14 protein-coding genes are annotated in these 13,903 nt (G+C 61.7%); all 14 read left to right on the forward strand.

The genetic code is table 11. From position 1 onward, the window contains the following. The first annotated feature begins 45 nt into the window (after positions 1 to 45). The gene (rpmF, locus tag RP6297_RS04570; RefSeq protein WP_009238536.1) at positions 46 to 225 is read left to right on the forward strand and encodes a 50S ribosomal protein L32; all 180 of its coding nucleotides are present in this window, start codon (positions 46 to 48) and stop codon (positions 223 to 225) included. A gap of 190 nt (positions 226 to 415) precedes the next feature. Then, positions 416 to 1,477, forward strand: coding sequence for a phosphate acyltransferase PlsX (gene plsX, locus RP6297_RS04575; protein WP_009238535.1), 1,062 nt, complete (start codon positions 416 to 418; stop codon positions 1,475 to 1,477). Positions 1,478 to 1,513: 36 nt separating this feature from the next. Next, positions 1,514 to 2,494: a beta-ketoacyl-ACP synthase III gene (locus RP6297_RS04580; RefSeq protein ID WP_009238534.1), complete on the forward strand. Its 981-nt coding sequence runs from the start codon at positions 1,514 to 1,516 to the stop codon at positions 2,492 to 2,494. A gap of 32 nt (positions 2,495 to 2,526) precedes the next feature. Further along, positions 2,527 to 3,456 (forward strand): ACP S-malonyltransferase, encoded by a 930-nt coding sequence (fabD, locus tag RP6297_RS04585; protein ID WP_009238533.1) that lies wholly within the window; start codon positions 2,527 to 2,529, stop codon positions 3,454 to 3,456. Positions 3,457 to 3,470: 14 nt separating this feature from the next. Continuing rightward, on the forward strand, positions 3,471 to 4,220 hold the full coding sequence (gene fabG, locus RP6297_RS04590; RefSeq protein ID WP_009238532.1) for a 3-oxoacyl-ACP reductase FabG: 750 nt from the start codon (positions 3,471 to 3,473) through the stop codon (positions 4,218 to 4,220). 186 nt (positions 4,221 to 4,406) lie between these two features. Further along, a complete protein-coding gene (gene acpP / locus RP6297_RS04595) occupies positions 4,407 to 4,646 on the forward strand; it encodes an acyl carrier protein (RefSeq protein WP_004635650.1) in 240 nt (79 codons plus the stop codon). Positions 4,647 to 4,759: 113 nt separating this feature from the next. Then, positions 4,760 to 5,992, forward strand: coding sequence for a beta-ketoacyl-ACP synthase II (fabF, locus tag RP6297_RS04600; RefSeq protein WP_009238531.1), 1,233 nt, complete (start codon positions 4,760 to 4,762; stop codon positions 5,990 to 5,992). 600 nt (positions 5,993 to 6,592) lie between these two features. Beyond that, positions 6,593 to 7,192, forward strand: coding sequence for an RNA polymerase sigma factor RpoE (rpoE, locus tag RP6297_RS04605; RefSeq protein WP_004635646.1), 600 nt, complete (start codon positions 6,593 to 6,595; stop codon positions 7,190 to 7,192). A gap of 107 nt (positions 7,193 to 7,299) precedes the next feature. Next, positions 7,300 to 7,932 (forward strand): sigma-E factor negative regulatory protein, encoded by a 633-nt coding sequence (locus tag RP6297_RS04610; protein ID WP_009238530.1) that lies wholly within the window; start codon positions 7,300 to 7,302, stop codon positions 7,930 to 7,932. A gap of 11 nt (positions 7,933 to 7,943) precedes the next feature. Beyond that, the gene (locus RP6297_RS04615) at positions 7,944 to 9,041 is read left to right on the forward strand and encodes a MucB/RseB C-terminal domain-containing protein (RefSeq protein WP_009238529.1); all 1,098 of its coding nucleotides are present in this window, start codon (positions 7,944 to 7,946) and stop codon (positions 9,039 to 9,041) included. Between the two features lie 82 nt (positions 9,042 to 9,123). Then, positions 9,124 to 10,635, forward strand: a complete 1,512-nt coding sequence (locus RP6297_RS04620) for a DegQ family serine endoprotease (RefSeq protein WP_009238528.1) — start codon at positions 9,124 to 9,126, stop codon at positions 10,633 to 10,635. After that, positions 10,632 to 10,907, forward strand: coding sequence for a glutaredoxin family protein (locus tag RP6297_RS04625; protein ID WP_009238527.1), 276 nt, complete (start codon positions 10,632 to 10,634; stop codon positions 10,905 to 10,907). The genes RP6297_RS04620 and RP6297_RS04625 overlap by 4 nt, the downstream gene beginning before the upstream one ends. Positions 10,908 to 11,123: 216 nt before the next feature. After that, positions 11,124 to 12,923: a translation elongation factor 4 gene (gene lepA, locus RP6297_RS04630; RefSeq protein ID WP_009238526.1), complete on the forward strand. Its 1,800-nt coding sequence runs from the start codon at positions 11,124 to 11,126 to the stop codon at positions 12,921 to 12,923. 30 nt (positions 12,924 to 12,953) lie between these two features. Next, positions 12,954 to 13,847: a signal peptidase I gene (lepB, locus tag RP6297_RS04635; RefSeq protein ID WP_009238525.1), complete on the forward strand. Its 894-nt coding sequence runs from the start codon at positions 12,954 to 12,956 to the stop codon at positions 13,845 to 13,847. Positions 13,848 to 13,903: the final 56 nt, after the last annotated feature.

The raw sequence follows: 13,903 nt of genomic DNA on the forward strand, positions 1-13,903 counted from the left end.
TCCGTGTGATGTGATAAGATTGATTAAATTGCTTAGGAGTCAGTCATGGCTGTTCAACAAAACAAGAAGTCGCCGTCCAAGCGCGGCATGCATCGTTCGCACGATTTCCTGACGGCGGCCCCGATCGCTGTCGAGCCGACCACCGGCGAAGTGCACTTGCGTCACCACGTGAGCCCGAATGGCTACTATCGTGGTCGCAAGGTCGTGAAGACCAAGAACGACTGATGCGATTTGCCAGTTTTCTGGCAAGCGTGTTGGGTTGGTCTGAACGCACAGGTTCATGATGCAAGCAAAAAAGCGGCAAGCCAATTTGCCGCTTTTTTGTTGAGCGAAATTCGGCAATGCGTGTACGGGTTTGTGTACCATACGCGCGCCAACGGCCGGAGCCGCACGTGAAACCGCAACTCAGACTCGCATGACCATCAAGCTTGCCATCGACTGCATGGGTGGCGATCACGGCGTTGGCGTGACAATCCCTGCAGCGATCCATTTTCTCGCCGCACACGAAGACGTCGAAATGCTGCTCGTCGGGCAGCCCGATGCCATCGCGGCGCAGCTCAAGCGACTCCACGCCACCGCGAACCCGCGCGTCCACGTCGTTCCCGCCTCCGAGGTGGTGTCGATGGACGATCCGGTCGAGGTCGCGTTGCGCAAGAAGAAAGATTCTTCAATGCGCGTGGCCATCAATCAGCTCAAGGAAGGCGCCGCTCAGGCGTGCGTTTCCGCCGGCAACACCGGCGCGTTGATGGCCGTGTCCCGTTACGTTCTCAAGACGTTGGACGGCATTGACCGCCCGGCGATCGCCACGGCCATCCCGAACGAGAAGGGCGCAGGCACCACCGTGCTGGATCTTGGTGCCAACGCTGACTGCGAGCCCGAGCACCTGCTGCAATTCGCGCAGATGGCCTCGGCGATGGTGTCGGTGGTCGAGCAGAAGCCGCGTCCAACGGTCGGTCTGCTCAACATCGGCGAAGAAGTCATCAAGGGCAACGAGGTCGTCAAGCAGGCGGGTGAGCTGCTGCGCGCCTCCGATCTCAACTTCTTCGGCAACGTTGAAGGCAACGACATCTTCAAGGGTACGACCGACATCGTTGTCTGCGACGGCTTTGTCGGCAACGTGGCGCTCAAAAGCACCGAAGGACTGGCCAAGATGATCGGTGAGATGCTGCGCCAGGAATTCAGCCGCTCGTGGTTCACCAAGTTGCTTGCTGTCGTGGCGCTGCCGGTGCTGACGCGTTTCAAACGGCGCGTGGATCATCGGCGCTACAATGGCGCCGCGCTGCTCGGTCTGCGTGGTCTGGTCATCAAGAGCCACGGCTCGGCCGACGCCTACGCGTTCGAATGGGCCATCAAGCGTGCCTACGACGCCGCGGCCAACGGCGTGATCGCCCGCATTGCGCAGGCGTTCGAATCGCACCATGACGCAGCGGGCGCTGCGCCGGTCTCCACTTCCACTCCGGCCGCCGACGCGGCTTGAACGCGTCGCCCCGAGTCAGATTTCACCCCACCGCACATGACACGTTTCGCAAGGATCATCGGTACGGGCAGCTACTTGCCGCCCAAGCGGGTTACCAATGACGAACTGGCGGCCCAGTTGGCCGAGAAGGGTATTGAGACGAGCGACGAATGGATCGTCTCGCGCAGCGGCATTCGGGCGCGTCATTTCGCCGAGCCGGATGTTACGTGCAGCGACCTCGCCGTGAGGGCGGCCGAGCGCGCGATCGAAGCCGCCGGCATCGATCGCTCCGAACTCGACCTGATCCTGGTGGCGACGTCCACGCCGGATTTCGTGTTCCCAAGCACGGCGTGCCTGGTGCAGCAGAAGCTCGGCATCACCAACGGGTGCGCCGCGTTCGACGTGCAGGCCGTGTGTTCCGGCTTCGTCTACGCGCTGGCAACGGCCGACAAATTTATCCGCTCGGGTGCCTATCGCAACGTGCTGGTGATTGGCTCCGAAGTCTTCTCGCGCATCATCGATTTCACCGATCGCACCACTTGTGTGCTGTTTGGCGATGGCGCTGGCGCCGTGGTGCTGCAGGCTTCTGACGAGCCGGGCATCCTGTCGACTGCGCTGCATGCTGACGGCAGCCACGCCAACATCCTGTGCGTGCCGGGCAACGTGGCCGCGGGCGCAATCCAGGGCAGCGCCTTCCTCTACATGGATGGTCAGGCTGTCTTCAAGCTGGCCGTCACGGTGCTCGACAAGGTTGCCCGTGAAGCACTGGCAGCAGCGGAACTCGATGCCTCGCAAGTCGACTGGTTGATCCCGCACCAGGCGAACATCCGCATCATGCAGGGCACGACCAAGAAGCTGGGCCTCTCGAACGAGCGCCTGATCGTGACCGTCGATGAACATGGCAACACGTCTGCAGCCTCGATTCCGCTGGCGCTCGACGTTGCTGTGCGCGACGGCCGCATCCAGCGCGGCCAGCATGTGATGCTCGAGGGCGTGGGCGGCGGCTTCACCTGGGGCGCCGCGCTGCTGCGCTTCTGATTGACGAATTTCCAGAACGAACAATACGAGCCATGACATTCGCTTTCGTCTTCCCCGGCCAGGGTTCGCAATCGGTCGGCATGCTCAATGCGTTTGCCGATCATCCGGCCGTGGCGGCCACGCTGGCCGAGGCGTCCGACGCGCTGGGCCAGGACATCGGCAAGCTGATCGCCGAAGGCCCGGCTGAAGAGCTGAACCTGACCACCAACACGCAGCCGGTCATGCTGACGGCTGCCGTTGCAGTCTATCGTGCATGGCAGGCCGCCGGTGGCCCGACGCCCACCGTCGTGGCCGGCCATAGCCTCGGCGAGTATTCGGCGCTGGTCGCCGCGGGTGCCATCGCGTTCAAAGACGCTGTACCGCTGGTGCGTTTCCGTGCCAAGGCGATGCAGGAAGCTGTACCGGTGGGCGAGGGCGGTATGGCTGCGATCCTCGGCCTGTCGGACGATGATGTGCGCGCCGCATGCGCAGAAGCTTCGGTCGCAGGCGTCGTCGAAGCCGTGAACTTCAATGCGCCGGCCCAGGTGGTGATCGCCGGTGCCAAGGCGGCCGTTGAGAAGGCTTGCGAAATCGCCAAGGCCAAGGGTGCCAAGCGCGCGCTGCCGCTGCCGGTGTCGGCGCCGTTCCACTCGTCGCTGCTCAAGCCGGCGTCGGATCGCCTTCGCGAGTATCTCGCCAACGTGACGGTCAATGCCCCGGTGATCCCCGTCATCAACAACGTGGACGTGGCCGTGGTGAGCGACCCGGCTGCCATCAAGGATGCGCTGGTGCGTCAGGCAGCATCGCCGGTGCGCTGGGTCGAGACCGTGCAGAAGATGAAGGGTGACGGCATCACCCGCGTGGTCGAATGCGGCCCGGGCAAGGTGCTGGCCGGCCTGGTCAAGCGTATCGATGGCGAGATCGTCGGTGACGCGATCTTTGATCCGGCGTCGCTGGAAGCTGTGCTGGGCCAACTCAAATAATCAACGGACTTCGTATGACCCAGGCATTGAACAATCAGGTCGCGCTCGTTACCGGCGCCTCACGCGGCATCGGTCGAGCCATCGCGTTGGAACTGGCACGCCAGGGTGCGACGGTGGTCGGTACGGCCACGTCTGAAGCCGGAGCGCAAGCCATCACGGCTTACTTTGCCGAAGCCGGCGTCAAGGGCAGGGGCGTGGTGCTCAACGTGAATGACGCCGCGCGCGGCGAGGCCGTCATCGAGGAAACCATCAAGACGCACGGCGGCCTGAACATTCTCGTCAACAATGCCGGCATCACGCAGGACAACCTGGCGATGCGCATGAAGGACGACGAGTGGGTGTCCGTCATCGATACGAACCTCTCCGCCGTGTTCCGCCTGTCGCGCGCCGTGCTGCGCCCGATGATGAAGGCACGCGGTGGCCGTATCATCAACATCACTTCGGTGGTGGGCTCGGCCGGCAACCCGGGTCAAGCCAACTACGCCGCGGCCAAGGCGGGCGTGGAGGGCATGTCCCGCGCGCTGGCACGTGAGATCGGCAGTCGTAACATCACCGTGAACTGTATCGCGCCGGGCTTTATCGACACTGACATGACGAAGGTCCTGTCCGAAGAGCAACATACCGCGCTGAAGGCGCAGATTCCGCTGGGCCGCCTGGGCGCTCCGGAAGACATCGCCAGCGCAGTTGCCTTCCTGGCGTCACCGGCGGCGGGCTACATTACCGGCTCGACGCTGCACGTCAACGGCGGCATGTACATGGGATAAGGAAGCCGTCCCGGCGGCGGGTGTGCGGGGCTTTGCGCATGCGTAAAATCCTGTGCGATCGCTGATTTAACTGGCTTTTAGCATCATGTTGGGCGCATTTTTTGCATGGATTCCGGAGCGGTTTTTCACCGCGCAAACCTGCTAGAATGCGCGCACTTTTTGTCGAATACTTCCCTGGAGGGTTAAATGGACAACATCGACGCACGCGTTAAGAAGATCGTTGCTGAGCAACTCGGCGTAGCCGAAGCAGACATCAAGAACGAATCGTCGTTCGTGAACGATCTGGGCGCGGATTCGCTCGATACGGTTGAGCTGGTGATGGCTCTGGAAGACGAGTTCGGTATGGAAATCCCGGACGAAGAAGCCGAGAAGATCACCACGGTGCAGCAAGCCATCGATTACGCGACCGCCCACGTCAAGGCGTAAGCGTCAATCGATCTCTTGACATCGCGGGCCACAGAAAGGGCGGTTGTCCGGTTTGACCGGGTGGCGCGTTTTCTGTGGCCTTTGTCGCTGATACAGAGTTGCAGGAAAGCATAGTGAGCCGTCGTCGCGTAGTCGTAACCGGCCTGGGGCTGGTCTCTCCGGTGGGGAACTCGGTCGCCGAGGGGTGGGCCAATCTGGTCGCCGGCAAGTCCGGGATCGCCACCATCACCAAATTCGATCCGTCGAACCTGGCCGTGCATTTCGCCGGCGAGGTGAAGGGTTTCAACGCCGAGGAGTACATCCCGGCGAAGGAAGCCCGCAACATGGATACGTTCATCCATTACGGCATTGCTGCCGGCGTGCAGGCGCTCAAGGACAGCGGGCTGGAAGTGACCGAAGCCAATGCGGAGCGCATTGGTGTGCTAGTCGGTTCCGGTATCGGCGGTCTGCCGATGATCGAAGATACACACCAGACCTACGTCGACCGCGGTCCGCGTCGTATTTCGCCGTTCTTTGTGCCGGGTTCGATCATCAACATGATTTCCGGCCATCTGAGCATCATGTTTGGCCTGAAGGGGCCGAATCTGGCAGCCGTTACGGCGTGTACGACCGGTTTGCACAGCATTGGTCTGGCTGCGCGTCTCATCCAGGCGGGCGATGCCGACGCGATGGTGGCCGGCGGTGCCGAATCGACCGTTTCGCCGCTGGGCATTGGTGGCTTTGCTGCCGCCCGTGCGCTGTCCACGCGCAACGATGATCCGGCTACGGCCTCCCGTCCCTGGGATAAGGACCGCGACGGCTTCGTCCTTGGCGAAGGTGCGGGTGTGATGGTGCTGGAAGAATACGAGTCGGCGAAGGCTCGCGGCGCCACGATTTATGCAGAAGTTGCCGGCTTCGGCATGAGCGGTGACGCTTTCCACATGACGGCACCGAACATGGACGGCCCTCGCCGCTGCATGCTGAACGCACTGCGCGATGCTGGCATGAACGCAGATCAGGTCCATTACCTGAATGCGCACGGCACGTCCACGCCGCTCGGCGACAAGAACGAATCCGAAGCCATCAAGGCGGCTTTTGGCGATCACGCGGCCAAGATCGTCGTGAACTCCACAAAGTCTATGACCGGTCACTTGCTGGGTGGCGCGGGCGGTTTGGAGTCGGTGTTTACGGTGCTCGCGCTGCATAATCAGGTATCGCCGCCGACCATCAACATTTTCAACCAAGACCCCGAGTGCGATCTGGATTACTGCGCGAACACCGCGCGGGACATGAAGATCGACGTGGCCGTGAAGAACAACTTCGGCTTCGGCGGGACGAACGGTACGCTGGTGTTCAAGCGCCCGTAAGGCAGAGCGGCACTTCGCCCGAGGGCGCGTGCCGCTTCCTTGTTGCCTTGGTTATTCAGCTCCTTGTCTTTCCAGCGCCGTATCGGCGGTTATGCGGGATCAGCCGATTCGGCATGGCTGTTCTTGTCTGCGCGGTGGTGTTGTGGGCGATCAAGGCATGGGGCGCCGCATTGCCTTGGTTTACCTGGGGCGCTATCACCGGGTTGACGATGGCTGCCTGCGTTCCCTTGATGGTGAACCGTTCACCGCTCGCAATGGAACTGATGTGGCGCGCTCGTCTCAAAGAGGACGGAGAGCCGGGGCAAGCCGTGTGGCAGGTCCGATTGAAAGCGTCAAAAGCGGTCCAAAATGCGCCTCTGCTATGGTCATGGGCACTTGGTGAGCGCGTCTTGGTCCTTGGGGTCGCGCGCCGCGGGTGGTGTCCACAGATTTTCGTGCTGATGCCGCCGTGGTTTTCCGCCAGGACGCTACGTCGTATGCGAAGTCTATTGCGCCTGGGGCCCCCGCGGCTGGTTTCCCAGGTGTCCGGTGTGTCGTAGGTAAAATACAACGTTTCCGAGTCACATAAATTCAAGGCGATACACTGCAGGTGAAGAATCCGTGAGCGAACGCGAAGCCGACCAGATCCTCGTCGAGCGCGTCCAGCAAGGCGACAAGCGAGCATTTGAACTGCTGGTGGTCAAGTATCACCGGAAGATCATTCGGCTCGTCTCCCGCCTGATCCGTGACCCGGCCGAAGTCGAGGATGTGGCACAGGATGCCTTTATCAAGGCCTACCGTGCGTTGCCCCAGTTCCGGGGGGAATCCGCGTTCTATACGTGGCTGTATCGCATCGCCGTCAACACGGCAAAGAATTACCTGGCGACGCAGGGTCGGCGCCCTGAATCGTCCAGCGACATCGACACCGAAGAGGCTGAAACTTTTGCCGACGGTGAGCTACTAAGGGATATCAATACGCCGGACTCCATGCTGCACACCAAGCAGGTGGCCGAAACGGTCAACCGTGCAATGGAAGCGCTGCCCGAAGAATTGCGTACTGCAATCACACTCCGGGAGATCGAGGGTCTGAGCTATGAGGAAATCGCTGAGGCAATGGAATGCCCGATCGGCACGGTCCGGTCCCGCATTTTCCGGGCGCGCGAGGCGATTGCCGAGAAATTGCGCCCCCTGCTGGGAACAGTCGAGGGCAAACGGTGGTAGCCAGCCGATATGACAAGCCGGCGGCCGCATGCGGCTGCAAACGGTGAAACCTCGGGAAGTCTTCTCTCGGATCGTTGATTGGACGTTGGAGTTTTTGGGGTCGGGAAATGGGTCAGGCTCAATTGCAAACAGCAGAAGCGGAGTTCGCGCAGCGCATCTCTGCTTTGATGGACGGCGAAGTCGCGGCGCACGAGGTGTCGTCTGCGGTCGAGCTCGCCAAGGATGTTGAGGGCGCTGCGCATTGGCGCGAATATCAACTGATCGGCGACGTGCTCCGGTCAGAAGATCTTCTGAACACGCGTTCCTCAGAAGATTTCGTCAGCCGGTTCTCGGCCAAGCTCGACGCCGAGCCGCATCTGCTGGTGCCGGCTGTGGCACAGCGTGCGAAAGCCCAGGAGAGGCACCGCTTCCTGGTCAGCCCCGCTTGGGTCCGCCGGATCATGCCGACGACCGCGGTGGCGGCGGCGGTGGCGGCCGTTAGCTGGGTTGTCGTGCCGCAGCTGCGCGGTCCTGCCGATGGTGCCGACGGCTCTCCCGCGTTGGTCGCCAAAGCGACGCAGGGTGGCGGCGCGCAGGCGCTGACCGTGGCGGCAACCGACAATACGCCAATGATCCGTGATGCCCGTCTGGACGAATACTTGAGCGCTCACCGCCAGTCGGCGACCAACGGTATGGTGGTTCCTTATCTGCGTGCAGTGGCCAACGGGGTGGCGAACACCCAGGACTCCAATCAGGAATAATGCGGGCATCCATGTCGAAGGTGTGGCACCCCGTTGCCGGGGCAGGCGCCCGCAAGCTGCAGGCCGTTCGGCGGTCGGTTTTTCTTCTTCTGTGTGTTTCGGCGCTGGCGACTGCTGCGCAGCCGCAGCCCGATCCCATGCCGCGCAAGGAGGCCGCCTCCTGGCTCGCCAAAATCCATCGCGCGGCGCTCAAGCAGAACTATGTCGGCACGCTGACGTATCAGCGTGGCACCGGCATGCACTCCACCCGCATCCAGCATTACGCCGATCTCTTCAATAATGAGTATGAGCGCGTCGAAGCGCTGGACGGCAAGCAGCGCGAAATGCTGCGCCAGAATGACGTCGTCCGGAACCTGATTTACGACGTCAAACTCGTTGTGACGGAGAAGCAGGAGCACAAGGACAGCTTCCCCGCGCTGCTCGCCACCACCAATGGCGATGTGCTCGATCAATACGACATGCGCCATCTACCGACAGAGCGCGTCGCGGGCATGGATTGCGAAGTCTTCCAGCTCGATCCGAAGGACGGCTACCGCTATGCCTACCGTATCTGGGCGGAGCGTAACAGCGGTTTGCTTATGCGTGCCCAGACCATCGGTGAAGACGGCAAGGTGCTTGAACAGGTTGCCTTCTCGCAAGTCGAACTGGGTGTGCCGTCGGAAAAGCAGAAGATCGTTTCTGCGTTCAAGAACCTGAACGGCTGGAGTCAGTACGAGATCGTGACGCAGCCGACCAATCTGGCCGAGCAAGGCTGGACGATCGGCAACCCCGTCAAGGGCTTCCAGAAGATCCGCGAGGTGCGCCGTCCGCTGGGCGACGTTGCGCCGGCCGGCAAGAACGCTTCCGGTTTCGAGGTCCAGCAGGTCGTGTTCAGTGACGGGCTCGCAGGACTGTCGCTCTTCATTGAGCCGGTGTCGGAAAAACGCACGCGTCGCGAGGGCTTTATCTCGCAAGGGGCCACGCATGTGATGGTGCGACGTGTTGCCGATTTCTGGCTGACCGTGGTAGGCGAAGTCCCGTTTGCTACCATCAAGCAGTTTGGCGCAGCAGTCGACTACAAGCCGGTGTCCGCCAACGCGACCAACAAGCCTGTCGGCGCGCCGCAGTAGCCGCGGCCGGCACCTGCCGTGGACGCGCGGCGCGGCCGCCGCGATCCCATTTTTCTATCTGTTTTTGCCCCGGGGAGCCTTCATGCGTACCGCTCGATCCGTTCACGCTTTGCGTCTACTGTGCGTTGCCGCCGCCTTGGCGGTCGGGAGCGCGCTGACGCCCGCCCACGCCCAGAACGCCACGGGTAGCGTGGCTACGGGCACGTATGGCCTTCCCGATTTTGCCGATCTGGTCGAGAAAGTCAGCCCCGCTGTCGTCAACATCCGCACGACCGAAAAGGTCCGTATGCAGCAGGGTGGTCCGAACGATGACGACATGGCCGAGTTCTTCCGCCGCTTCTTCGGTGTGCCGATGCCTGGCATGCCCGGGCAGGGCCAGAAGCGCCGCAACGCGCCGCCCCAACAGGAAGAGGAACAGAGCCGCGGCGTCGGTTCCGGCTTCATCATCTCGGGTGACGGCTACATCTTGACCAACGCGCATGTGGTGGAAGGCGCGGAAACCATCTACGTCACGCTGATCGACAAACGCGAGTACAAAGCCAAGCTGATCGGCCTGGACAAACGCACCGATGTAGCGCTCGTCAAGGTGGAGGCGACGGGGTTGCCCAGCCTTAAGCTCGGCGATTCCGACAAGGTGCGCGTTGGCGAGTGGGTGCTTGCGATTGGTTCTCCCTTTGGTCTCGACAATACGGTGACGGCGGGCATTGTGTCGGCCAAGGGACGCGATACCGGCGACTACCTGCCGTTCATCCAGTCCGATGTGGCAGTCAACCCAGGCAACTCGGGCGGCCCGCTGATCAACCTGCGTGGTGAGGTGATCGGCATCAACAACCAGATCTACAGCCAGAGCGGCGGCTACATGGGCATCTCGTTCTCGATCCCGATCGACGAGGCGATGCGTGTGGCTGAGCAGTTGAAGGCGACGGGGCGCGTGACGCGGGGCCGCATCGGCGTGGCAATCGACAACGTGCCGAAGGACGCAGCGGAGTCGCTGGGTCTGGGCCGTGCGCGCGGCGCCTATGTCGGCAATGTCGAGTCGGGTGGGCCTGCAGACAAGGCCGGCATCGAGGCTGGTGACATCGTCTTGAAGTACAACGGCCGCGATATCGAGAAGGCGGGAGACTTGCAGCGCCAGGTCGGCGAGACCAAGCCGGGCACGCGCGCAACCGTGCAGGTCTGGCGCAAGGGCGCAACGCGCGATCTGACCGTGACGGTCGCCGAGTTGCAGGCCGATACGAAGGTGGCGCAGCGCTCCAAGGGCGCGCAGCCTGATAACAGCCAGCAGGGCCCGGGCAAGCCGAATGCCCTCGGGCTGGTGGTGTCGGACTTGTCCGACGGCGCGCGTCGCGAGTTCAAGACCAAGAGTGGCGTTGAGGTGCAGGTGTCGGAAGGACCGGCGGCGCGTGTCGGCATTCGCCCAGGCGATCTGATCCTGCGTGTCGGCGATACGGATGTCACCAACGCCAAGCAGTTCAACGAGGTGGTCGCCAGGCTCGACAAGAACCGCATGGTTGCCGTGTTTGTGCGTCGCGGCGACGCCACCCAGGTGGTGACACTGCGCCCGAGCGCAGCCCGCTCGGGAAGTGGTCAGTGATCGAACTCACGCTCTACGGCCGCACGTACTGCCATTTGTGCGAGGACATGAAAAACGCGCTGGAGCCACTCCGGCGCGGTTTTTCTTTTGTACTGCACGAAGTGGACATCGACAGCGACCCTGCGCTGGAGGCCCGGTTTGATGAATTGGTGCCCGTGCTGATGACCGGTGCGCCGGAAACCCCGCCGGAAGACGCGCGCGAGCTGTGCCACTACTTTCTGGATGTACAAGCTGTGCAAGCGTGGCTTACAGCACAAAGCGCGCACAACTGAGGTAACGCCGCTGCCGCAAAAAGAGGCGCGGGAAGCCCACTGAAATCCGGTAAAATCGCCTGTTAGCGCCGATTTTTGCAGTGCACGATTCTTGTGCCGCGACCTCGGCTTGGAACCCAATACCTCCCGCCGGCGCAGCCAACGCGCGCCGGCCTTGCCGGAACCGCTCGCGCTCCCGGCAGACGCGCCCGGGATGGGCGCTTTTCGACGCATTCGATGGACAATATCCGTAATTTCTCGATCATCGCCCACATCGACCACGGCAAATCGACGCTGGCCGACCGCATCATCCAGTTGTGTGGCGGGCTCTCCGACCGCGAGATGGAGGCCCAGGTGCTGGACTCGATGGATATCGAGAAGGAGCGCGGCATCACCATCAAGGCGCAGACCGCCGCGCTGTCTTATAAGGCTCAAGACGGCAAGGTCTACAACCTCAACCTGATCGATACCCCGGGACACGTCGACTTCAGCTACGAGGTCAGCCGTTCGCTGTCCGCGTGCGAGGGCGCGCTCCTGGTGGTCGACGCTTCCCAAGGTGTGGAAGCGCAGACCGTCGCCAACTGCTACACCGCCATCGAGTTGGGCGTGGAAGTGGTGCCGGTGCTCAACAAAATCGACTTGCCTGCAGCCGATCCGGAAAACGCGATCCAGGAAATCGAAGACGTCATCGGCATCGACGCCACCGATGCGACGCGCTGCTCCGCCAAGACCGGCGTGGGCGTGGCGGACGTGCTCGAAGCGCTGATCGCCAAAGTGCCGACGCCGAAGGGCGACCCGGCTGCGCCGCTGCAAGCGCTGATCATCGACTCGTGGTTCGACAACTACGTCGGCGTTGTGATGCTCGTGCGCGTGGTGAACGGCACGCTGCGCGCCAAGGACAAAGTCCTGCTGATGGCAACCGGTGCGCAGCATTTGGTGGAGCAGGTCGGCGTATTTTCGCCGAAGTCGGTGCCGCGTGAATCGCTGTCTGCCGGGCAGGTGGGCTTCGTCATCGCGGGCATCAAGGAACTGAAGGCTGCCAAGGTGGGCGACACGATTACCCACATGGCGCCGCGCAAGGCGGACGCCCCGCTGCCGGGCTTCAAGGAAGTCAAGCCTCAGGTGTTTGCGGGCCTGTATCCAGTGGAAGCGAACCAGTACGAAGCGCTGCGCGAATCGCTGGAAAAACTCAAGCTTAACGACGCGTCGCTGCAGTACGAGCCCGAAGTGTCGCAGGCATTGGGCTTCGGCTTCCGCTGCGGCTTCCTGGGCCTGCTGCACATGGAGATCGTGCAGGAGCGCCTGGAGCGCGAGTTCGACATGGACCTGATCACCACCGCGCCGACGGTGGTCTATCAGGTCCAACTGCGGGATGGCACGATGGTGCAGGTCGAAAACCCGGCCAAGATGCCGGCCGACCCGAGCAAGATCGAGGCGATTCTCGAGCCGATCGTCACGGTCAATCTGTACATGCCCCAGGAGTACGTGGGCGCCGTGATTACATTGTGCGAGCAGAAGCGTGGCTCGCAGATCAACATGAGCTACCACGGCCGCCAAGTCCAGTTGACGTACGAAATCCCGATGGGCGAGATCGTGCTGGACTTCTTCGACCGGCTGAAATCCGTCTCGCGCGGTTATGCGTCCATGGACTACGAGTTCAAGGAATACCGCGTGTCGGACGTGGTCAAGGTCGACATCCTCATCAACGGCGACAAGGTCGATGCCTTGTCCATCATCGTCCACCGTTCGAACAGCACGTACCGTGGCCGTGAAGTGGCCGCCAAGATGCGCGAGATCATTCCGCGCCAGATGTACGACGTAGCGATCCAGGCAGCCATTGGCGCGAACGTGATCGCCCGCGAAAACGTCAAGGCATTGCGTAAAAACGTACTGGCCAAGTGCTACGGCGGTGATATTTCGCGCAAGAAGAAGCTCCTCGAAAAGCAGAAAGAAGGCAAGAAGCGCATGAAGCAGGTGGGTACCGTTGAAATTCCGCAAGAGGCTTTCCTGGCCATCCTGCGCGTCGAAGAAAAATAATCCAGACATCGCTCGGACAATCTCTCATCCATGAACTTTGCCCTGATTCTGTTTGTTCTCGTCGTCCTCACTGGTATTGCTTGGGTGGCTGACAAGCTCGTGTTCCAGCGCCAGCGCCAGGCGGCCGCAGCCGCGGCGCTGGCTGAATTCGACGCGCGCGCGCAGGTGCAGGCGCAATATGGCGGTGGTGGCGACATCGGTGCAGCGCGTTTGCAACTGGCCGAAGACAAGCTGCGCCAGCCTTGGTGGCTGGAGTACACCGCCAGCTTCTTCCCAGTGATTGCCGCGGTGTTCCTCTTGCGCTCGTTCGTGATTGAACCGTTCAAGATTCCGTCGGGATCGATGATTCCGACACTGCAGATCGGCGACTTCATCCTCGTCAACAAGTACACGTATGGCATTCGTTTGCCGATCGTGAACAAGAAGATCGTGGAGCTAAACGAGCCGCAACGCGGCGACGTGATGGTCTTCCGCTACCCGAAAGACGAGTCGATGGACTACATCAAGCGCGTGATCGGCGTGCCCGGCGACGTGGTGAAGTACGACAACAAGCGCTTGACGGTGAACGGCCAGCCGGCCACCTACGCGCCGCAGTCAGACTACCTTGATGGTGAACGCCTGACGTATTCGAAGCAGTACCAGGAGACGCTGGGCAACGTCACGCACAACATCCTGAACGACGCCGACCGCCCGGCTTATGTTTCGGGCCCGGACGATTTTCCGTTCCGCGAAAACTGCACATACAATCAGACCGGCTTTACCTGCAAGGTACCTGCAGGTCACTATTTCATGATGGGCGATAATCGCGACAACAGCGCGGATTCCCGTTACTGGGGCTTCGTGCCGGACAAGAACATCGTCGGGAAGGCATTCTTCATCTGGATGAATCTGGGTGATCTGAAGCGGATCGGTGCGTTCCACTGATCCAATAAGTGACGCAAAGATATCTTACTAAAACTCGGCAATTGCAAAACGGGGGA

The sequence above is a fragment of the Ralstonia pickettii genome, from assembly GCF_016466415.2.
GTDB lineage: Bacteria > Pseudomonadota > Gammaproteobacteria > Burkholderiales > Burkholderiaceae > Ralstonia > Ralstonia pickettii.